Origin of the sequence: Hymenobacter crusticola (assembly GCF_002154225.1) — a bacterium.
Classification (GTDB): Bacteria; Bacteroidota; Bacteroidia; order Cytophagales; family Hymenobacteraceae; genus Hymenobacter; species Hymenobacter crusticola.
Genome location: NZ_MTSE01000004.1, coordinates 332,565 through 353,830, shown reverse-complemented (window position 1 = coordinate 353,830; position 21,266 = coordinate 332,565). Strand labels below are relative to the sequence as shown.

Genomic DNA, 21,266 nt, shown 5'->3' with positions numbered 1-21,266 from the left:
CTCTACACCACGTAGCCGCGCATTATTGCACGACAATCTCATCGGCAAACAGCCAGATGCCGGCATCTTTCGAGCCCTTTTCTGCTGCTTGCGGCTGCGCGTTTTTCGCCGTGACTTTGACGAACCGAGCTTTGGTCTTCTTCAGGTCGGCTTTCACCTCGCTGATGGCGGGCTTGGGCTGCTCGGCCATGGCTGCTACGGGTGCCGAATACACCGTTTTGTACTTCTTGCCGTCCTTCGACACGGCTATTTCTACGTTCGTCGGCAGCAGGATTTTGGAGCCCGAATGCTGCAAGAAGGTGCTCTTGATGGAGCTGATCTCTGTTTCCTTTTTCAAATCAAGCGTGGCTACCAAGTCGCTGCTTTGGAAACCTAGCCACTGCCCGTCGGTGTGGTTGGTAGAGCCTTTTATGCCGTCGACCAACGTCAAGCCGCCTTGTCCTTTGTAGCTCTTGTTCGGTTCCGTAGCGAGCTTGGTGGGCATGGCAAATGCCTTATGCGTGGTCACTTCCTTCGTCGTGACTTTACCCACTAGCTTACCATTCTCGAAAGAGCCGGCCTTGATTACGGCCGAGTTCGAAACGGCAAAGGGCTTGGTGTACGTTTGCGCCGAGGCGGTTGGGGCCGCGCCATCCAAGGTGTAGTAGATCTGCGGACCGGTGGCGTCCGTCTGCATCGTCACGACGGCCGCGCGCTGCGTGGTGTCGATAGCAAGCTGCTGACGCACGTTGAAGGCGCTTTTCGCGTAGTTGGCACCGAGGGCTTCGTAGCGCTGGTACTGCTTCTGCATGCGCTCTTTGAAGCTAGGCCAATTCTTCTGGCTAGCAGGCGTCCAGAGCACTTCCGACAGCGCCGACATGCGCGGCAGCACCATATACTCCACCTGTTGCTCCGTCGGGATGTACTCAGTCCAGAGGTTGGCTTGGGCACCTAGGATGTACTTCTGCTCTTCCGCAGTCAGCTCTTTCGGCGTGGGCTCGAAGGAATACACCGTTTCCAGCGGCAAGTAGCCGCCAATGGATAGCGGTTCTAGGCTAGCTTCGCCCTGAGCGTGGTCGAAGTAGACGTGCGAGCCAGGCGTCATCACCACGTTGTGCTTCTGCTTGGCAGCGGCCGTGCCGCCTTCCATTCCGCGCCACGACATCACGGCCGCGTTCGGCGCGAGGCCACCTTCCAGGATTTCATCCCAACCCATGATGGTTTTGCCCTTGGAGTTCACAAACTTCTCCATGCGCTGCACGAAGTAGCTTTGCAATTCGTGCTCATCCTTCAGGTTTTCGGCCTTCATGCGGGCCTGGCACTTGGGGCACTCGTGCCAACGCGTTTTGGGGGCTTCGTCGCCGCCGATGTGCACGATCTTGCTCGGGAACAGCGGCATTACTTCCGTCAGCACATCTTGCAGGAAGGTGAACGTCTGCTCGTTGCCGGCGCAGAAGATGTCGTCGAATACGCCCCACAATCCCTCTACTTTGAAAGGGCCACCGGTGCACGACAGCTCCGGATACGCCGTGAGGGCGGCTACGGCATGGCCGGGCATTTCAATCTCCGGCACTACCGTGATGTAGCGGTCCTGGGCGTACTTCACGACCTCTTTTATTTGCTCTTGCGTGTAGAAGCCGCCGTAGCGAATGTTATCAAACTTGTGCGGCTGGTCGGTGTAGTGACCGATCAGCGTGCCGTCGCGCCACCCGCCGACGGAGGTCAGCTTGGGGTACTTCTTAATCTCGATGCGCCAGCCCTGGTCGTCCGTGAGGTGCCAGTGGAAGGTGTTCATCTTATGCATCGCCAGGAAGTCGATGTATTTCTTCACGAACTCAGTCGAGAAGAAATGGCGGGACACATCCAGGTGCATGCCGCGCCAATCGTACCTAGGTTTGTCCATGACCTCGACGGCCGGAATGCTCACCGCTGCAGTAGAGGGCTGCGCGGGTAACAGTTGCCGAATCGTTTGCGTGCCGAAGAACAAGCCTTGGGGCTTGCTCGCGGCCAATACCACTTGCGCAGGCTGCACCGTGAGCTTGTAGCCTTCGGGACCTAGGTCTTGAGCGGGTTGTGCGAGCGTCAAGTAAATGCCGCCAGTGCTTTGCTTGCTAGGTGCGGCCTGCACCACCTGCGGCTGCACGCCGGTAGCGCGCTTTATCTCCTGGCTTAGCGACAGACCAATGTTTCGCAGCTCCTCGTTCTTGGGGTCGACGTAAATCTTGGTGCTAGGAGTAATGGCGAAGCTGCCGCTCTGGGGCGTGAGCTGCACCGGCTGCGGAATGATGGAAAGTGTCTGCTGGCTTACGGGCGCTTGTTGGCCGTAGACGGGCGCCGTCACGAAACAGAAGCTGTTTCCGAGGCTAAGCGCAGCCGCCAGTGACACCACGGTTTTTCTGGTCATAGGGAAAGCTCTTTATGGGGATGGGAAGTATGCTCCTGCTTCATTTTGCAAAGGGCAGCAGCGCCCAAAACGGCCGCGTTGTCGATGGCCGAGGGCTCAACGATCAGCCGTTCGGCTACGACCTTGAACGGGAACTCCCGTAGGCTTTCGTATAGGCCGCCCTGGAAATACGCGAAGCACTTACTCACCGAACCGCCCAAGAAAATGGCTTCCGGCGAGAGGGTGTACAGGATGATCTTGATGGCATTGCCAAGGTGCCGGCCGTACTCTGCAAAAACGTTTAAGGCGTCAGCGTCACCGACTTTGGCCAGCGCGTGCCACTCGGCCCCCGACCGGCTGGTATGCTGCGTGAAAAACTTGCCGCTACAATAGTCCTCGATGGTTTTGTCGCGGTACGGGATGCAGCCAAATTCGCCGGCACTCGACAGCGTACCCGAGTACACATCGTGGTTGATGATAATGCCCGCCCCTAGGCCCGTGCCCAGCGCAATGCCCACTAGGTTTGCGTAGGGCTTGCCCTTGCCGTACATCTTCTCCCCCACCGCAAACGCGTTGGCGTCGTTGGTAAGGTATACGGGTTTGTCGAAGTGGTTTACCAGATAATCCTTCAGGTGAACTTCCTGCCAGGAAGGAATATTCTGCACGTTGTGCACAATGCCGTTTTCCTCATCCACCAGCCCCGGCACCCCGATGCCAATGCCCACCACGCCGGCATCCACGAAGGGCGCTAGGTTGCGCACCAGCTCAGCCAAAATCTGCTCCTTGGGCGCGGTGGCGGAGGTTTCAAACTTCGCTTCTTGAATTATTTCCCCGTGCTGCACAACGCCGACCTGAATCTTCGTCCCGCCAATATCTATTCCGATGTACTTGTTATTATTCATGCAATTTCAACACACATACTTTTCATAATGGTGAAGTTCTGAAGTGGTGAGTTAGTGAATGCACTGCTTGCAAGAGAAAACTCACTAACCCACCACTTCATCACCTCGGCCTTAAAACTGCCAGCGCACGAAGGCTTCCATGGCTTCGTAGTTGGCCAAACCTAGCTTATCATATTGCTGGGCCGTTTCGCGGTTGCGGTGCTCGGCCCTCACCCAGAACTCGCGCGAGTCGTCGCCGGGGAATACGGGCGTATCCTTCTGCGACTGGTGCTTGAAGATAGCGTTGCGCTTGCGAATCACTTCCTGCGGCGACAACGGCACGGCCATTTCGATTTCGTAGGGCTTGAACTCGTGCCACGCACCGCGGTACATCCACATCCAGCAGTCTTCCACCCACGCTTCGGTCTTTTTCAGGCGCCGCAACGATTCCGTCACGATGTTGAAGCACACAATGTGAGTACCGTTGGGGTCGGCAAAGTCGCCGGCCACGAACACTTGGTGGGGCTTCACCTGCTGCAACAACTCCATCGTCAGCTCGATGTCCTTGTCGGTCACGGGGTACTTCTGCGTTTTGCCCGACTCGTAGAAGGGCAGCGCCTGGAAGTGAATGTGGTCGTCCTTCAAGCCAGCGTAGCGGGCGCCCGCAATGGCTTCGCTCTTGCGAATAAAGCTCTTCACATTGCGAATCTCCTGCGTATCCACCTGGTTGGGCTGCTTCTGCTGAATGAACGCACGCATAGCTTCGTAAATCGACTGCAAGTTGCTCGTGTCTTTGCCGAGGCTCGCGTCGAAGTCGATGGCAAACTCCATGTAGCGCAGCACGTCGTCGTCCCACACGGCCGTGTTGCCGGAAGTTTGGTAAGCCACGTGCACGTCGTGCCCCTGGTCGATGAGGCGGATGAACGTGCCACCCATCGAAATCACGTCGTCGTCGGGGTGGGGCGAGAAAACGATGCTGCGCTTCTTCTCCGGCAGGGCGCGCTCGGGGCGCTGCGAGTCGTCGGCGCCGGGCTTGCCACCGGGCCAACCCGTGATGGTGTGCTGAAGCTTGTTGAAAATGTGGATGTTGATGTTGTAAGCCGGGCCGCGCTCCGTGGCGAGTTGGGCCATGCCGTTGTTGTTGTAGTCTTCCTCGGTGAGCTTCAGGATGGGCTTGCCGAGCGTGTTGGACAGCCAGATAACGGCCTTCTTGATCAGCATTTCGTCCCACACGCAGTCCTTAACGAGCCAGGGCGTGTCGAAGCGCGTGAGCTCAGAGGCAGCTGCCTCGTCGAGCACAAACTCCACGTTGTCGGCTAGTTGCAAGTACGTAGCGGGCACTTCGCCCGATACTTCGCCTTCCACGGCCTTCTTGATGATGGGCGCCTTTTTGCCGCTCCACGCCATCAGAATAATCTCACGGGCCTTGAAGATGGTACCGATGCCCATGGTAATGGCCTTGGTGGGCACGTTTTCCTTACCGCCGAAGTCGCGCGAGGCGTCGCGGCGGGTAAGGTCGTCGAGCGTGACCAGGCGCGTACCGGAGTTCGGTGCCGAGCCGGGTTCGTTGAAGCCCACGTGGCCCGTCCGGCCGATACCTAGGATCTGAAAATCAAGCCCGCCGTATTCCTCAATCAGTCGCTCGTAGTTGAGGCAGAACGCGGCTACGTCTTCCAGAGCTAGGGTGCCATCCGGAATGTGAATGTTTTCCCGCTCAATATCGATGTGGTTGAACAGGTTCTCGTTCATGAACGTCACGTAGCTCTGCGGCGCCGTGGGCGGCATGGGGTAGTACTCGTCCAAGTTGAAGGTCACCACGTTGCGGAAGCTCAGGCCTTCTTCGCGATGCAGGCGCACCAGCTCCTCGTACACGCCTACTGGTGTAGCGCCGGTAGCTAGGCCCAGTACGGCCTTCTCTCCTGTTCCCTGCTTGCTTCTGATCAGTTCGGCAATGCGCTCCGCTACTTTCACGGAGGCAATATCCTTGTTGGGATAAACGGTCACGGGAAGCTTCTCGAAGCGAGTTTCTTCCAGCAGGTTTAATCGGGTTTTGATCGGTAGCGCGACGTTCTGCATTGTTGCGAGGCTTGGGAGTTAGCGGAAATGCTTATGTTTTGTTTTGATGCAAAAGGAAATGCCAACGGAGCTAAGTCAGCAACCGAGCATTGAGGCAGAAAGCGAAGTTGGGTTTCAGGCTCATGCTAGCTCCATGTAGCTTTCAAAGATGTTTTCCATCACCGTAGCGACGGATCCTAGGATCACAGCGTTGTTGCCTAGCTCCGACACCACGATGCTGGTCTTTTCCCGGAGCTGGGTCATGCAGTACGTGTTGATGGCCTGCTGAATAGCTGGCATCAGAAACTGTTTGGCTTGCGCTATTTCGCCCCCTAGGATGATCAGCTCAGGGTTGAAAAGCTGGATCAGAATAGCGATGCCCTTGCCTAGGTTAGTACCTACTTCGGCCAAGAGGCTGATGGCAAACTGGTCGCCGTCGTTGGCCGCGCTAAGGACCTGCTCAGGCTCTAGCTGCTCTATTTGGTCGTCCGACAACTTGCTGAGCAAAGTGTTCTGCCCCGCCTTAATCCCTTCTCGTGCGTTGCGGACAATGGCACTGCCAGACGCTACCGTTTCAAGGCAGCCCCGCTTGCCGCAATGACAGAGCGCGCCGCCCTCCACGAGCGGAATGTGCCCAAATTCGCCGGCAAAGCCTGACGCTCCGCTGCGGAGCTTGCCATCCAGTATTACGCCCATGCCAATGCCCCAATCCATGGAAAGCACCAGTACGTCGCGGCGGCCGTGCGCTAACCCGAAGCGGTATTCGGCTAGGGTAGCGCTTTTGGCGTCGTTCTGAATGAACACCGGCTTGCCGAAGCGATGCTCCAGCAACTGTTGCAACGATTCAGGCGTCTGCGTGGTGAGCAGGTAGGTTTGGTTGTTTCCCTCTTTCGAAGAAACTAAGCCCGGCATGCTAATCCCAACTCCGACGAGCTTCTTCAAGTCGATGCCTGATGCTTGAATCAGTTCGTTGGCGTGCGCATACACTTGCTCTAGGGCACCTAGATCCTTGGTCAGCTCAATGCTGAACGTTTGTACCCCGGTAATAATCTGATTGTTGTTATCAAAGATGGCCATTCGCGTCTTGAACTTCTCGACTTGAATGCTTAGCACAAACAGCGACCGGTCGCAAAGCCCATATAGCTCTGGCTTCCGGCCCCCTATCGATTTGCCCCTACCCTGTTTCTCAACGAGCCCCTCCGCAATCAGCTCATTGAGCATGGCAATGGAAGTGGGTGAGCTGATGTTAAACCGACTGCAAATATCAGCGTTGGTCTTCGCACCTTTCACATACAAGTGCTTGACAATCTTTAGCTTATGTATGTATTTTCTGCGCTCAACGTTGTTGAGCCGAGCTAGGTAAGTCTCCTCTAATGCTAGTAAAGAGTCCATCCTGAAGCTGTGCTTATGTTTCTATAAATGAACCTAAACTTTTCTTCAAGTCAAAATACTTCTGTAAAATTTTTATAAAAGTTATGCTAGAACCATGAAAGAATTAGAGAACATGTAGCTATACCAACGCAGGCTACTTAGCCTGTAACACCACGTGTTTGATATTCTTGCGGTCGTAGGTGTATGTGATGTGCACGCGGCCATCATGAGTCTGGATGACAGCGGGGTAGCTGAATTCCTCCTTGGTGCCATTTTCTAGCTCTGCTACATCGTGCCACGTTTGCCCGTCTTTCGATTGCGCTACCCGGAGCTTGCTACGGCCATTAAACCATTCTTTGCCAGGCACATCAGGGTTGTATACCAGTAGCTGCGACCCGTCTTTTAGGGTTACAGCGTCGGTGCCAGAGTTTGGGTTAAGCAAAGTAGTTTTGGATAAAGTACTCCAGCTGTTGCCCCCGTCCGTCGACCAGGCCTGCACCACGCTGCCTTGCTTGCTGCGACACAAAATCTGTAGCCGATTGCCAGGATATACCAGAATGCTAGGTTGAATAACATCGAACGCCGACGCATTGTCCACCGGAATAACTTGCCACGTTTGTCCCTGGTCAGTCGATTTTTCTAGGTGAACTTTCCAGCGCTCCGTCTTTTCCTCGATGCTCGACGGCGCTAGAATGGTCCTATTAGCGAGCTGCACTGGTTTGTTCTTGATCGGCCCTAGGATACCTGGAGGCAGCTGGCGTGGTGCCGACCACGTTTTGCCTTCATCCGTGGAAGTTTTGACCATGCCCCACCATTCCCGCGGGTTCGGCCCTACTTTGTAGAATAAGAACAGCTTGCCCGCGCGCGCCTTGAACAGCACGGGGTTCCAGGTTGGGTAGCGCAGCGTATCGCTCACTACCCCATTGGCCACCGACCTAGGTTGCGAAACACTACCTGTTTTGCTAATACCGGTAAGCCAGATAGCTACGTCTTTACTTCCCTCGTATGAGCCACCGAAGCAAGCCACTAGCAAATTTCCTCCGGCGTCTTCCACGAGCGTCGACGCGTGGCACTGCTGGAAAGGCGGCGTCGTGAACAGCAACTCTTCCTTGGCTTTCACCCAAGTCGTTTGGGCGGCTGCGCTCATCTGAAAACCTAGCAGGAAAGTGGACGCAAGCAAAAAGTGCTTTTTCATAGTCGGACGGGAATCGGTAATACAGCCAATGCTAGGTTAAGTATCGGCCGCGCCGCAGGGATACCCTTAGTGCTCAGCCACTGCCAGCTTAATCGCCTTGGCCACGTTGAACTGCGTTTTCAGCTTAATATCATCCGACGCGCCGCCTACCATCACTGTGAAAACGCCCGGCTCAACCACCCACTCCATCTTCTGGTTGAGCAGCATTAGGTCTTCGGCTGTCAATTCGAAAGCCACCTCCTTCTGCTCGCCGGCTTTGAGCATGAGTCGCTGAAACTTCTTCAACTGCTTCACGGGCGTCACCACCGAGCTAGCATCGTCGCTGAGGTAGAGTTGGGCCACCTCGTCGCCGTCGCGTGCGCTGGTGTTCTTCACCTTGAACCGCACGCTAGCTTGCACGGCGCCGTTGCTTTCAGTGGTGTTCACCTGCAAGTCTGTGTACTCAAACTTACTGTAGCTCAAGCCATAACCAAAACTATAGAGCGGCTTGGCATCCATTTCCACGTAGTCGCGCCGTTCGGGGCGCTTGGCATTGTAGTATACGGGCAGCTGCCCGACCGATTTCGGGATTGAAATCGTTAAGCGGCCGGCGGGGTTGTAGTCACCAAATAGCACATCGGCAATGGCATTGCCGCCTTCCTGGCCGGGGTACCACGCGTCGAGCACGGCGGGCACGTGGGCGGCCATCCAATTCAGGTTTAGCGGCCGGCCTTTGATGAGCACTACCACTACCGGCGTACCGGTTTTTACGACGGCTTGCAGTAGCTCTTGCTGCTTGCCCAGCAAGTCGAGGGTGGCGCGGTCGTAGCCTTCGCCACTCTCCATGTCGCTGATGGCTTGGGTGTTGCTAGCTGTCACATTAGCGGCGCCAGTGCTTTGGTATTCCGTTTTAAAATCGCGGGCGCTGGAGCCGCCGAGCACTATTACCGCGACTTCAGCACTGCGGGCAGCCGCTACCGCGGCGGCAAGGTCCACCTGCGTGGTATCTCGAATGGCGCAGCCCTTCACGTAGGTCACCTTCGTACCCGCCGCCACTTTGCCCTTGATGCCTTCCAGCACCGTCACGATGTTGCTTTCGGGCTGGGGCGCGGTGTAATCACCGAGCTGGTTGTAAATGTTATCGGCGTTTGGTCCGATTACGGCAATGCTTTTTAATGACTTAGAAAGCGGCAGCACGTCTTTCTCGTTCTTCAGCAGCACCACCGACTCCCGCGCTACCTGGCGAGCTAGCTCTACGTTAGCCGGGCTCTTCACCTGTTTTGCGGCTTTCTTGGTGTCAACGTACGGGTTTTCAAACAGTCCCATTTCGAACTTCAGACGCAACACACGACCCACGGCGCGGTCCAGGATTTCGGTGGAAACGAGCTTTTGGTTGAACGCCGCGAGTAGTTCCTTGTCGTAACCGTAGCCGCTTAGGTCGTCATCGAGGCCGGCGTTGATAGCCAGGGCAGCGGCTTCGGGCGGGGTGGCCGCTACGTGGTGACTGGTCAGGATGCCGCTGATGCTACCTAGGTCGGACACGGTGAAGCCCTGAAAGCCCCATTGCTTGCGCAGCAAATCGGTGAGCAGGAACTCGTTGGAAGAACACGGCACGCCATCAATGGAGTTATAGGAGGTCATGATGGACAAAATCCCAGCCTTTACGGCAGCATGTACGGGCGGCAAAAAGCTTTGGTACAACTCCCGGTACCCGGTGCTGATGCTGCCGCCGTTGTGGCCACCTTCGGGCACGCCGTAAGCGGCAAAGTGCTTCAGGGTGGAAATGACATTGACGCCACTTTTCAAGCTAGCGCCCTGCAAGCCTTTCACCATCGCTACGCCCATTTGGCTGGTGAGCACGGGGTCTTCGCCGTATGTTTCTTCTACCCGCGACCAGCGCGGCTCGCGGGCTAGGTCTAGCACGGGGCCGTAGCCGATGTGGCCGCCTTGCACCCTGACTTCGGTGGCAATAGCCGAAGCCATGCGCTGAAGCAAAGCTGGGTCCCAGGTGCTACTCTGCCCGATAGACGTGGGGAACACCGTGGCGCCGATGGCCATGTGGCCGTGCGGGCATTCTTCCGCCAGAAACATTGGAATCCCGAGCCGGGTATGCTCCACGGCATACTTCTGCAAGGCGTTTGAAGCCTCGGCCGCTTGGGCAGGATTAAGTCCGTTGGCCAGGGTCTTCTTCGTCCAGGGGTCGGCACGGAGGGTGGCCCACAGCCCGCCGATGTGGCGCTCGTCTACGGCTTTTTTGTACGCGGCGCTAATACCTACTTTCTGGCCGTCTTTCTGGTACATCTCCCACCCTAGGATAGTCGAGAGTTGGCCTACCTTTTCTTCCACCGTCATGCGTCCGAGTAGGTCCTTCACCCTCGCGTCGGTTGGGACTTTGCTGTCTTTGTAGACGGGTTTGGCTTTTTGGGCGTAGGTGGCAGTGGCGCCTAACAAACACAAGCTGAGCGTAAAATGCTTAATCATGCGGAATATAGAATGTGGGAATATGCCACGGTACATTCGTAGCTGAACGACTCGTTCGTTGGCGGCAAATGGCAAGGGACGTGTCGTACGGCGCGTTTTGGCGGCGCCTCATGCACGACACCAGGTTACTGAACTTCTTCCAAAATCGGCTTATCCGTCGTTTTAAGCTCTTTTTGCAGCACGTCGTTTTGCTGCTCCAAAATCACTACGTCATTTTTGCCTTTGTTCAGCCAGCAACCGGGCAAGTACAACGTCTGCTGCGGACCGGCTTTCCAGTACCGCCCTAGGTGGTGCCCATTCACGAACACGATGCCTTTGCCCCAGCCGCGCATGTCGAGGAAGACGTCGCCCGTTTGTTTCGCCTCGAAAGAGCCGGCGTACAGCGTAGGCTTGCCTTCTTTGTTCTTGGCAGTGTACTTAGCTAGGTCGGGCACTTTGTCGAAGGGCAGCTTATACATGTTCCAATCACCCACCACCTCGGAGCCATTGATGAGCACCGGCGAGATGATGCCTTTGGTGTTGTGCACAATGTCGGCGCCGTAGTTGATGCGGCCCATGTTTTCCACTAGCAGCTCCAGCGTCGCGTTGAATGGAATGGTGATGTCCATTTCATACTTGTTGTCCTGCCGGTTCAGCTCCCCTGCCTTCTTGCCGTTCACATATACCGTGGCAAAGTCGCGCAAGCCTTTCACCTGCAACTTACCCTGAGTCGGCTGGGTGAAGCGCTTGCTGTAGAGTACATAGCCGTGCCCTTGATTTAAGTCCTCAAAGGAAAGCGGCGTATCGTTCGCCACTGGCTTGATGTCTTTCTTTAAGTCAAACAGATCAACGGTTTTGCTGAGCGCAATGGCCGGCAACGTAATAACTGGTATCTGGGCCGGTACTGCCGGCATGGGGTATTTGACGTACTTCTTCATCAGCTCCCGCACGGCGGTGTACTTGGGCGTCGCCCAGCCCGGCTCGCTGATGGGCGCGTCGTAGTCGTAGCTCGTGATGTCAGGCTGAATTTCGTGCTCTTCGTTGTAGTTGGCGCCGGAGGTGAAACCGAAGTTGGTGCCGCCGTGCACCATGTAGAAGTTGAAGTTGACACCGTTTTGCAAATACATTTCAATCTGCTTCGTCACCTGCTCAGTAGGTACGCGGGTGAAGGGCTCGGCCCAATGGTCAAGCCAGCCGGGGTAGTATTCGGCCACCATGTAAGGGCCTTTGCCACCGTTATATTGGTTTACGGCTTTTTTCAGGTTTTCCACGTTGCCCTCCCCGTTGGCCGTTGGCAGCGCTCCGGCCGTGGCACCGCCTTCAAAGAACACCGCAGCGTCGGAGGTGAAAAATGGTCCTTCGAAACCGGCTTCCGTCAGTAGCCGCTTGATAGCAGCGTTGTACTTGCGGTGCTCCTCCAGTGGAATGTCTTTGCGCTGGTCTACGTACGAGCCAAACTCGTTTTCTACCTGCGTCATAATAATGGGGCCGCCCTTACTCACCTGCATACCCTTCACCTGCTGAGCTAGCTTATCGATGTATACTTTGCAGGAGTCGAGAAAGGGTTGGTTGTTGGCTCGAATCACAAGGTTTTTGTTTTTCTGCAACCACCACGGATAACCGCCAAATTCCCACTCTGCACAGGCGTAAGGTCCCGGCCGCAGGATGACGAACAGCCCTTCTTCCTGGGCAGTCTTCAGGTATTCGGCTAGGTTGCGGTTACCGGTTTTGAAATCCCACACGCCCGGCGCCGTGTTGTGGTAGTTCCAGAACACGTAGGTCGCTACCGTATTCAAGCCCATGGCCTTTAGCATCTTCAACCGGTGCCGCCAGTACTCCCTTGGAATGCGGGCGTAGTGCATCTCGCCGGAATGAAGCTGGGTGGCCTTCCCGTCGTAGAGAAACTGCCCGTCTTTTATTTCAAACGTGTGCTTCTTCTGCGCCTGGGCCGACAAGCTAGCTACCAGCAGCAGACACGTCAGCCAACGGCCCAGTGTAGGGTGTACCATGAACGATAGTAATCTTGGATGGTCCTTTCTCCCGCTGGTCGAAAGGTCATGTTGTTTGTCCGTTATTGATTCAGACTGCTTTTTTACTCAGCTGCAAAGGCAAAAGCCAAGGCCGGATACGCACCCGCTTGTTTGGCCAGCGACGATGGCAAGGTCACTTTTACTTTGTCGCCTTCCTTGGTCCACTGCACCGTTTTGCCGGTTTGGAGCAACGTCATTTTGCTGCCTTTTCTCGGGGTGTTCCCGGTCCATTCTACCGTGGTTGGGGCGGCTTTGTCTTCGGGCAAGCAGGCAATGGCGTAGCGCGTACCCTTTTTACCCTGCGTAAAGTACGTACTGCCATCCTGGAAGCGGTCGGTGGCGCGGGTGTTATAAATGGCGTCGCCGTTCACCTCCAGCCACTTCCCAATAGCCGTGAGGCGCGTTACGGCTTCGTTGTCGAGGGTGCCATCCGGCTTGGGGCCAACACCTAGCAACAAGCTGCCACCTTTCGCCACCACTTCCACCAGCGAATGAATCACCTTCGTGGGCGACTTATACTTGTCGTTTGGCACGTAGCCCCAGTTATTAGCTAGGGTCAGGCAGCTTTCCCAGGGGTTGTCGAGTTTGTGGTCGGGTACCTTCTGCTCGGGAGTCTGGTAGTTTTCGTAAGGGCCGTGCACGGTGCGGTCTACCATGATAAGGCCGGGCTGGGCCTGCCGCGCCATGGTAGCAATGCGGGGCATGTTCACATCCTGGCTGAACTCGGGAATGGCGGCGCCCCAAGAGCGCACTTCATCATTCACGGTTTCTTTGGGCCGCACCCAGCCGCCGTCGAGCCACAGAATATCCATGGACCCGTAGTTGTGCATCAACTCACTGATCTGGTTGTAGGTAAACTCTTTGTACTGATTCCACCGCCACGGGTACTTTTTGATGTCGTAGTTGACGTTGCGGTTGGGCGTGGCATACTTCGACCACCAGAAGTTCTGCGAGTGCCAGTCGGGCTTCGAGAAATACGCCCCAATCATGAAGCCTTCCTTGCGAAAAGCATCAAACACGTACTTGGCTACGTCCGCCTTGGGGTTGTTCTTAAAGGGGCCGTTGGTGATTTTGAAATCCGTCTGCTTCGTGTCGAACATGTTGAAGCCGTCGTGGTGCTTGGTGGTGAACACCAAATAGCGCATGCCCGCTTTTTTTGCCACGCTCGCCCACTGCTCTGGGTTGAATTTCACCGGATTGAAGTCTTTGCTCAGGCCCCAATACCACTTTTTGTAGTCCTCGTAGGCAATGGTGCTGTCCCGCTCAATCCAGTCTTCGGAGCAGATCTGCCACGACTCGATGATGCCTGGCACCGCGTACAAGCCCCAGTGCAGAATCAACCCGAACTTTTGGTCGCGCCATTTGTCCAGCTTCTTTTGCACAAGTGGGTCCGTGGGCGCTTCGTATTCGGTTGATTGCTGGTGAATGCCCTGCTCCTGCGCCCGCAACGGGAGGGAGCTAGCCGCAGTGAGCAGTAATAATGCGAGCGTAACCTTCTTCAAATCCATATTCTATTTCCTGAAATACAGCCTGTTACTTATTGCCAGCCGGTTCCGCCTGCTTGTACAGCCCCATTGACGAAAGCGTAGGGTTCAGCCTAGACGAGGTGATGCGAAGGCGGAGGTACTGTGCCTGAAGCGGCTCAAACTTCAGTATGCGCTTGAAGCCTACCGTGGTACCGGCCACGACCGTTCGCCACTCCTCACCGCTTTTGTATTCGAACACAAACTTTTCGATGCGCTGCCCAACAGCAATATTTTCCTGCAATTGGAGCACGTCAAAATCCTGGGGGGAGGAAAGCGTGAAATCGATGGTGGCCGTTGTGTCGTTGCCGCCGGTACTCCAGTAGGTAGTGTATTTGTCGTCCAGCAGGGCTTTGGTCTGGCTAGCATTGGCGCCGCTTACCTTGGCCGTTTTCAGCAGGTTCTTCGCGTACGTTTTGTCGATGGCAGCTTTCCATGCTTTCAGGCTGGCAATATCCTGTTGGCTGATCAAGCCCCTTTTGTCGGGCGGAATGTTTAGGAGCAACACGCCGTTCCGGCCCACCGAACTGTTGTAAATATCCAGCAGCTGCGCCGGGGTTTTGACTTTGTCATCCTCGGCTGGGTGGTGGAACCAGCCCGGCCGGATGGACACATCGATTTCCGCCGGATACCAGACCAAGCTCTGCGCATTCTTAATTTTGGCCCGACTACCTAGGTCGTCTTCCATCATGTTTTTGGGCGCGAAGGCTGCTTCTTGCTGGGAGTTGGCGGCCACCTTATCCTGGCTTTGCGCCTCCATCGGCACCACGCTCCACTCCGTTTCGCGGCCGTAGCCCGATTCGGTACCCACCCACCGCACGTCGGGGCCCATCACGGAAATAGTAGCCGTGGGCTGCAGCTTGCGGATGAGCGTGTACCAGCGGTTGAAGTCGTACACTTGTTTCTTGCCAGTGGGGCCTTCGCCGTTAGCGCCGTCGAACCACACCTCATCAACGCGGCCATAGTTGGAAAGCAGCTCCGTGAGTTGATTCACGAAATAGGTATTGTACTTGGCGGAATCGCCGAAGAACTTGGAGTTTCTATCCCAGGGCGACAGGTATACGCCGAAACCTAGGCCGTAGGCGTGGCAGGCGTCGGCCACTTCCTTTACCACGTCGCCTTTGCCTTTTTTCCATGGGCTGTTCTTCACCGAGTGCTCCGTGTAGGCGGAAGGCCACAAGCAAAAGCCATCGTGGTGCTTGGCCGTGATGATTACCTGCTTGATTCCACCTTCCTTGCAGGCCTGCACCCATTGCTTCGCATCGAGCGCCGTAGGGTTGAACAACTGCGGGCTTTCGGTGCCATCACCCCACTCTTTGTTGGTAAAGGTGTTCATTCCGAAGTGAATGAAGCCCGTGAGCTCTAGCTGCTGCCACCGTAGCTGCCGGGGCGAAGGCGTTACAGCAGCGGCTTTGCGGACGATAGCGGCTTCGGAACTACCGGCAGCAATCCTCACGTAGTTCTTGTCGGTATAGATCTGAGCAATACTCAGCAGCGGCGTTGTTAGCAGGATGCTGGTTACCAGAAGCGATACGAAGCTCTTCCCTTTTCCCTTGCTCAGATAGTTAGTTGTGTACTCTTTCACTCTACTTCAAAACGTTAGGTGAATTCGTTGGCGCTGACTTAGCCCAAATCAACTACGGACAGTACCGGCGTCCTTCTTCGTAGCAATTCGGACTTGGCCAGAAGTGGCGCTGACAGGCGAAATAGGCGCGCAAAGACAAGTGCCTTTCGAGCTGCTGAGGAGCTAGCAGCTTGTACCCGTTGCCCGGCCTTTACCCGCTGCAACTCCGGTGGAGACGTGGGCCTAAAGTACTAAAGTATTTAAAGAATCAATTAGAAAATTCAAAAATGTGCGCGCCAACTCACCTGATGTGTGCGGCAACACTCATACAAAAGTACAAATATGCCACGTGGTAGAATCCAAAGGCAGCGTAGGAAGAAAGCAGGAAGAAAGCAAGAAGATAGCTAGGTCAGCTGAGCTCGTAGATGCGCTCCATAAGCTGCCACTTTTCGTTGGCTGTGCTCGAGGCCGTCGTTTTCTGAAACTGCGAAACGTACGTTTCCCACTCGGACTGCCGGGGTTTGGATGCTAGCTCCGCCATGGCTTGGTCGTGGTCGAAGTCAGCTGTAGTATCCATAATCATGAAGAGTTGCCGACCCAACAAGTAGATTTCCATTTTCAGGATACCTACTTCGCGCATGCCTTGGTTTATTTCCGGCCAAACGGCCTTTGGTCCGTGCGCCTGCTTGTATTGCTCAACTAGTGCGGCATCGTCTTGCAACGTCAGCGTCTTGCAATAACGCTTAAACTGAGCTGGGTAGTGAGACTCGATGTATTCCATGAAGTATAAGCGTAAACTGGGTGGTACGTCTGCGGCTAACCGCTAAGCGCCTATCTGGTTAGGCTGTGCTAATAAAGAATACGTCATTTCGACTGTTCGAAGAAATGGCAACCGCTTTCAGGATAAGCCTTCGGCTAAGTTGACCTATTGCTCACCGAATGGCGAGTTGGTAGGTGCCAGCGGCAAGGTGATATTCCTTGAAGCCTGGCGTCGATTTGACGAGGTGAATGTAGGGCGAACCTAGGTCTAGCTGCTTACCACCTTCGTACACTCGCTGCCCTTGGCTAAGCGGCAAAACTAAAGTTGCCGTGGCGTTGGGCGGTACAGTCACGGCGTAGGAAATGCCCGTCGCGGTTTTCTGCCACGCCGATTTGATAAGCCCGTACGGGCTAGCGTGGCTTGCCTCAAAATGGTCGAGCCCCGCCACAAAGTGCGGTGCCAGCAAAGTGTTTTTGAAACCGGGCTGGAGTGGATCGGGCCGAATGCCACCAAGGCCTTTGTACAGCCAGGCCCCGATTTCACCGAACATGATGTGGTTCATGGAAATGTCGCTCTTGGCATCAATGGGCCAGTTTTCATAGAGCGTTGTGGCCCCATTAACAATCCACCAACCCCACGAGGGAAACGTTTCTTGGGAAGCCACCCGGTAAGCTAGGTCCGCGTGACCATTTTCGCTGAGCGCATTCAGGATGGCTTTGGTACCGAGCAGCCCGACATCAAGGTGGTAGTTGTCGGCGGCCACGCGGCGGGCTAGGTTATCGGCTACTCTGCTTTTCAGTTCGGGCGGCACCACACCCCAGTACAGCGGCACACTTAATTCAGTTTGCACGCCATTGCCGTACTGCGCCGTTTCACGGTTCAGGTACTTGGCATTAATGGCATTCCTGATTTTCTCGGCTAAGGCAGCGTAGTAAGTGTGGTCCGCGGACTTGCCCAACAACTTCGCGGCTTTGGCCAGAATAAGCGCATCGGTGTAGTAGTAGGTAGACGAAGTCAGCTCCACTGGCGACTTCGATTTCACTGGCACCCAGTCACCTAGCCCCCAGCTAGTGAGGCCCGACGGACTTTGCTCGTTGATGTGGTCGACGTAGCGCTTGATATTGCCGTAGCAGTCGGCCAGCAGCTTGGTGTCACCGTAGAACAGGTAAATATTCCAGGGAATGAGCGCAATTGTGCTAGTCCAGTCAGGGCCGTTGCCCCATTCGTAGCCCCAGCCGTTGGAGGGAATAATGGAGGGCAGTACCCCGTTGGGCTGTTGCTCGTCGCGGTGGTCAGCCAGCCACTTTTCGTACACGGTGATGCCGTCGAAGTTGTATAAGCCGGTTTCTACGGCAATGTGGGCGTCGCCAGTCCAGCCGTTTTTCTCCCGTTGCGGACAGTCGGTAGGGTAGCCGAAGAAGTTCGACAGATACGAGTTGTTAGTGGCCTGCCAGATTTTGTTCAGCGTCGGGTTAGAAGAAGTTACCGCCCCCACGGCTGGCACATCGTTGTGCATGAAATAACCGGTCAAACTAGTGGTCGTTAGCACTACTGGTCGGCTACTCGTCACTTCCACGTATTGAAAACCTTTGTAGTTGAAGGCTGGCTTAAAGGTTTCTTCCCCTTTACCGCTGAGCGTAAAAACGTCCGTCTGAAACGGGTCACGTTTGTCGGTGGGGCGGTAGTGCACGTCGATATTGGATTGATCCACGTGGCCGTCGGGATATACCCGCTCACCATGCTTCAACCGCAGCACCGTGCCACCAGTGCCCTGCACTCGAATCTGACTCACTCCGGCAATGTTACGACCTAGGTCGAACACATACGTTGTGTCATTGAGCTTCTTAATCGTTTTAGCAGGTATCGTTTCAACGTTCCGAATGGGATGCACGGCTTGCGCCACAATATTTTGCGACGGTGCCGCCCGGTTCATCACAGGCTTCCACTGAGCATCATTAAAGGCAGCGGTGCTCCAGCCAGGCTGCTCCAAGCGGGCATCGTAGTGCTCGGCCGTGTAGATACTGTTGAATACGATAGGGCCTAAACTCGTTTTCCAGTCACTACCCGACGTGATGGTTTCCACCGAGCCATCGGTGTAGGTTACGCGCAAGTCGAGGCAGAACGTGGGCCGGTTGCGCCAGGGAGCTTCGTGAAAGTACCAGACCGCCGTCGACTGGTGATTGTACCACCCATTGCCCAAGAGCACCCCAACGGCATTCTGGCCAGCTTTCAGGTAGGAAGTCACGTCGTAGGTCACGTACAACGTCCGCCGGTCGAAGCGCGTGTACAACGGGTCGAGGCGATGGTTGCCGATGCGTTGGCCATTCAAAAACAGCTCATATAAGCCTGCTGCGGCGATGTACGCTCGCGCCGACTTGATCTTTTTGGCTACCCCAAACCCTTTGCGGAAGTAAGGCGCGGGCCGCAGCGCTACGTCACGCGTATCGCTGATCCAAGTGCCCTGCCAGTTCTTCATGGTCATCAGTCCTGTCTCGAAGCTAGCTACCCGGCTTACTGGCGCGCTGGCACCATCCCATACTTGCACCCGCCAGAAATACTTGGTAAACGGACGTAGCGCCGCACCAGCATAGGTAATCCGTTGCTGGTCGGAAGCCGTTTTCCCAGGGTTCCACACAGTTCCTTTGCCTTGGCTAACACGTAGCGAATCGGTGCCTACCACTATTTGGTAGGCTTTCTGGCTAGCACCGCGGCTTGTATCCTGCAGCCGCCATGTCAATCGGGGGTGGGCAGCATCCAAGCCTAGTGGGTTCACTAGGTATTCGCAACGCAGATCGACGGCGCTGGGGGCGTCCGCATAAGCTCCCAAGCTGCCCAGCAGCAAGCTAGAACCTAGGCCGACACGGCGAAACGAGGGGGATAACCTAACAGCAAACCCAAAACGACGAGCAACCATGGAAGAAGAGTATAGGTAAAGATGCAGCCCAACGGTGCACCAGGCATGAACCACATGCAAGCGCAACTTCCCTGAAAGACTCAACAATACGGCTAAGGGGTGCTCTTCGCAGCCGTAAATTATCAGAACTCTGGCGTTTCTGTGCTGAACCTAGCACCAAACTCGCTTTCATTCACCGTGCCCACAGCTTACCTACCCCTGAAAAACTAAAAAGGGTAGTCATTACTGACTACCCTTTGTGATCCCGCTGGGATTCGAACCCAGGACCCATACATTAAAAGTGTATTGCTCTACCAGCTGAGCTACAGAATCGTTTATTTGTGTTGTGGAAGCGTGTTCCTTTATTGTGGGCACAAAAGTAGGGGGTCATCATTTAACCTGCAAGCATCTTGATAAAAAAAACGTGTTTTTTTCTATTGTTTTGGACGTTTTCTCACCAAATCATTCTAGCTCAAAAAGTTAGCAAAATACTTTTTCGAGCAGATTCTTTGTTCAAAGCGGGTGCTTATGAACAAGCTTATCCTCTCTACCGGCAAATTTTTCGGCAGGAGCGACAGGCTTCGCCTCAACTTTTGCTCCGCATGGCATACGTACAGGAAGGGCTGGGACATTACCCGGCAGCCCTGTACTACTTAAACCTAGCCCAGACACGTCAGCCACGCCACGCTACTTGGCATAAGATAGCCGAGCTAGCCCAAAACCAGCGCGTAACCGGCTACCCGGATTCGTGGCGACAGAGCCTGATTATTACGTTCCGACGGTATTATTACCGTTTGTTGCAGCTGTTACTGATAGCGGCGGTTATTAGCGGCACGCTCTTGCTGATCCGGCGGCGCTCAGTAACGCGGGGCTGGTGGCTTGCCTATGCTTGCTACCTAGGTCTGGTCATGGCGTTTCTGAATGTACTGAGCCCAAACCAGACCGGAATTGTGGCTAGCTCTCACGCAGCGCTGATGACGGGGCCTGGTGCTGGCGCCGCGTGGCTGACCACTGCCGCCGCCGGCGACCGGCTAATTGTGCGCGGACGCCAGGATATCTGGTACCAAGTAGAATGGCGTGGGCAGGCTGCTTATATCCGCCGCTCCGACTTACTACTTATTAAGTAAGCTAACTGCTTGTAGCAACAGTAGCTAGCCTAGCTCATGAAAGTGCAACAGCTCCAGGTCCACACACAGAAGTGCGGGCCCGGAGCCGTTGCTAGTAGCTATTCTTTTGTCGTATCTACACTTTAAAGTCTTTCTCTTCTTTGCGGAAGTGATTCAGGACCAGCTTATCCGTGAGACCAGGCAGCAGTTTATTCAGAAATACGGTCAGCTTGCCTTGACTGGTGAGTACTAAGTCGCGGCGGCGCTGCTGCACGGCACTCACCAGATGCTGCGCTACCTCTTCGCTGCTCATCATCTGCCCCTCGTCGCGCGGCGACTCTCCTTGCGCGGAGCCATCGGCGGCAAGGGCCGTTTGGCGGATGTTGGAAGCCGTGAAGCCAGGGCAGGCAACTAGCACATGCACGCCTTGGGGCAATAGCTCAGTGCGCAACGCTTCTAGGAAGCCATTCATGGCGAATTTGGAAGCAGAGTAGCCCGTACGTCCTGGCAAACCACGATAGCCTGCAATACTAGAGATGCCCACAATAGAGCCTTTGCTGGCTTGGATGTAGGGCAACGCAAACTTGGTGGTGTATACCGTCCCGAAGAAGTTGGTCTGCATGAGCCGCTGAATTACATCGAGGTCGGCGTCCTGAAACAACGCCCGCATCGAAATACCCGCGTTATTGATCAGCACGTCGAGGCGGCCGAAAGTGGCAATGGTTTCGGCAACAGCCCGCTCGGAGTCGGTCACCAGGCCCACATCGGCGCGCACGGTATGGTGCTGAATACCTAGGTCGGTGAGCTGCTGGGCAGTTTCACGCAGGCGTGCGGCATCCCGACCCGTGATAACTACTTGCGCCCCGGCCTGCCCAAACGCGACAGCACTCGCCCGGCCTATGCCCGAAGTTCCGCCGGTTATTAGTACTACTTTCCCTTTCATAAATGCCTTTGTAGGAGAAAAAGCTACTCTCCTTTTACTGACAAAAGTAGCCGCTTTTCTGTGGTAGAGCAGCACTTTGCTGCAAGTAGATAAGCAGTTAAATGAAGTATATACCTCTTACAGTATACAATTAAGTGAGTACAT

13 protein-coding genes and 1 tRNA gene are annotated in these 21,266 nt (G+C 55.3%); 1 reads left to right on the top strand and 13 read right to left on the bottom strand.

Annotated elements, in window-relative coordinates; translation table 11 throughout:
• Positions 1-22: 22 nt before the first annotated feature.
• From BXP70_RS10655 to BXP70_RS10600, 12 genes are all read right to left on the bottom strand, one after another.
• Positions 23-2,383, bottom strand: coding sequence for a glycoside hydrolase family 20 protein (locus tag BXP70_RS10655; RefSeq protein WP_086594048.1), 2,361 nt, complete (start codon positions 2,381-2,383; stop codon positions 23-25).
• Entirely contained in the window at positions 2,380-3,264 is an 885-nt protein-coding gene (locus tag BXP70_RS10650) for an ROK family protein (protein ID WP_086594047.1), read from the bottom strand. The genes BXP70_RS10655 and BXP70_RS10650 overlap by 4 nt, the downstream gene beginning before the upstream one ends.
• A 111-nt stretch (positions 3,265-3,375) precedes the next feature.
• A complete protein-coding gene (nagB, locus tag BXP70_RS10645; protein ID WP_086594046.1) occupies positions 3,376-5,319 on the bottom strand; it encodes a glucosamine-6-phosphate deaminase in 1,944 nt (647 codons plus the stop codon).
• A 120-nt stretch (positions 5,320-5,439) separates the two neighbouring features.
• On the bottom strand, positions 5,440-6,690 hold the full coding sequence (locus tag BXP70_RS10640; protein WP_086594045.1) for an ROK family protein: 1,251 nt from the start codon (positions 6,688-6,690) through the stop codon (positions 5,440-5,442).
• 133 nt (positions 6,691-6,823) lie between these two features.
• Positions 6,824-7,864, bottom strand: a complete 1,041-nt coding sequence (locus tag BXP70_RS10635; protein ID WP_086594044.1) for a sialidase family protein — start codon at positions 7,862-7,864, stop codon at positions 6,824-6,826.
• A 66-nt stretch (positions 7,865-7,930) separates the two neighbouring features.
• Entirely contained in the window at positions 7,931-10,324 is a 2,394-nt protein-coding gene (locus tag BXP70_RS10630; RefSeq protein ID WP_086594043.1) for a glycoside hydrolase family 3 N-terminal domain-containing protein, read from the bottom strand.
• A gap of 125 nt (positions 10,325-10,449) precedes the next feature.
• Entirely contained in the window at positions 10,450-12,312 is a 1,863-nt protein-coding gene (locus BXP70_RS10625; RefSeq protein ID WP_086594042.1) for a beta-galactosidase, read from the bottom strand.
• An 83-nt stretch (positions 12,313-12,395) separates the two neighbouring features.
• The gene (locus BXP70_RS10620) at positions 12,396-13,841 is read right to left on the bottom strand and encodes an alpha-L-fucosidase (protein WP_086594041.1); all 1,446 of its coding nucleotides are present in this window, start codon (positions 13,839-13,841) and stop codon (positions 12,396-12,398) included.
• Positions 13,842-13,866: 25 nt separating this feature from the next.
• Positions 13,867-15,441 carry an alpha-L-fucosidase gene (locus BXP70_RS10615; RefSeq protein WP_218779773.1) on the bottom strand — a complete coding sequence of 525 codons (1,575 nt, stop codon included), beginning with the start codon at positions 15,439-15,441 and terminating at the stop codon, positions 13,867-13,869.
• 388 nt (positions 15,442-15,829) lie between these two features.
• Entirely contained in the window at positions 15,830-16,201 is a 372-nt protein-coding gene (locus BXP70_RS10610; protein ID WP_086594040.1) for an L-rhamnose mutarotase, read from the bottom strand.
• A gap of 151 nt (positions 16,202-16,352) precedes the next feature.
• A complete protein-coding gene (locus BXP70_RS10605) occupies positions 16,353-19,094 on the bottom strand; it encodes an alpha-L-rhamnosidase (protein WP_086594039.1) in 2,742 nt (913 codons plus the stop codon).
• A 239-nt stretch (positions 19,095-19,333) separates the two neighbouring features.
• Positions 19,334-19,406 (bottom strand) — tRNA-Lys (locus BXP70_RS10600).
• Between the two features lie 269 nt (positions 19,407-19,675).
• Here BXP70_RS10600 and BXP70_RS10595 point away from each other — a divergent pair.
• A complete protein-coding gene (locus tag BXP70_RS10595; protein WP_143436450.1) occupies positions 19,676-20,200 on the top strand; it encodes an SH3 domain-containing protein in 525 nt (174 codons plus the stop codon).
• 115 nt (positions 20,201-20,315) lie between these two features.
• Here the strand turns inward: BXP70_RS10595 and BXP70_RS10590 are convergent, their stop codons facing one another.
• Positions 20,316-21,122 carry an SDR family oxidoreductase gene (locus BXP70_RS10590; RefSeq protein WP_086594037.1) on the bottom strand — a complete coding sequence of 269 codons (807 nt, stop codon included), beginning with the start codon at positions 21,120-21,122 and terminating at the stop codon, positions 20,316-20,318.
• Positions 21,123-21,266: the final 144 nt, after the last annotated feature.

Coding starts and splice junctions, on each gene's coding strand:
- BXP70_RS10655 (WP_086594048.1), bottom strand. CDS start 2,383: ATGACCAGAAAAACCGTGGTGTCACTGGCGGCTGCGCTTAGCCTCGGA.
- BXP70_RS10650 (WP_086594047.1), bottom strand. CDS start 3,264: ATGAATAATAACAAGTACATCGGAATAGATATTGGCGGGACGAAGATT.
- nagB (WP_086594046.1), bottom strand. CDS start 5,319: ATGCAGAACGTCGCGCTACCGATCAAAACCCGATTAAACCTGCTGGAA.
- BXP70_RS10640 (WP_086594045.1), bottom strand. CDS start 6,690: ATGGACTCTTTACTAGCATTAGAGGAGACTTACCTAGCTCGGCTCAAC.
- BXP70_RS10635 (WP_086594044.1), bottom strand. CDS start 7,864: ATGAAAAAGCACTTTTTGCTTGCGTCCACTTTCCTGCTAGGTTTTCAG.
- BXP70_RS10630 (WP_086594043.1), bottom strand. CDS start 10,324: ATGATTAAGCATTTTACGCTCAGCTTGTGTTTGTTAGGCGCCACTGCC.
- BXP70_RS10625 (WP_086594042.1), bottom strand. CDS start 12,312: ATGGTACACCCTACACTGGGCCGTTGGCTGACGTGTCTGCTGCTGGTA.
- BXP70_RS10620 (WP_086594041.1), bottom strand. CDS start 13,841: ATGGATTTGAAGAAGGTTACGCTCGCATTATTACTGCTCACTGCGGCT.
- BXP70_RS10610 (WP_086594040.1), bottom strand. CDS start 16,201: ATGGAATACATCGAGTCTCACTACCCAGCTCAGTTTAAGCGTTATTGC.
- BXP70_RS10605 (WP_086594039.1), bottom strand. CDS start 19,094: ATGGTTGCTCGTCGTTTTGGGTTTGCTGTTAGGTTATCCCCCTCGTTT.
- BXP70_RS10595 (WP_143436450.1), top strand. CDS start 19,676: ATGGCATACGTACAGGAAGGGCTGGGACATTACCCGGCAGCCCTGTAC.
- BXP70_RS10590 (WP_086594037.1), bottom strand. CDS start 21,122: ATGAAAGGGAAAGTAGTACTAATAACCGGCGGAACTTCGGGCATAGGC.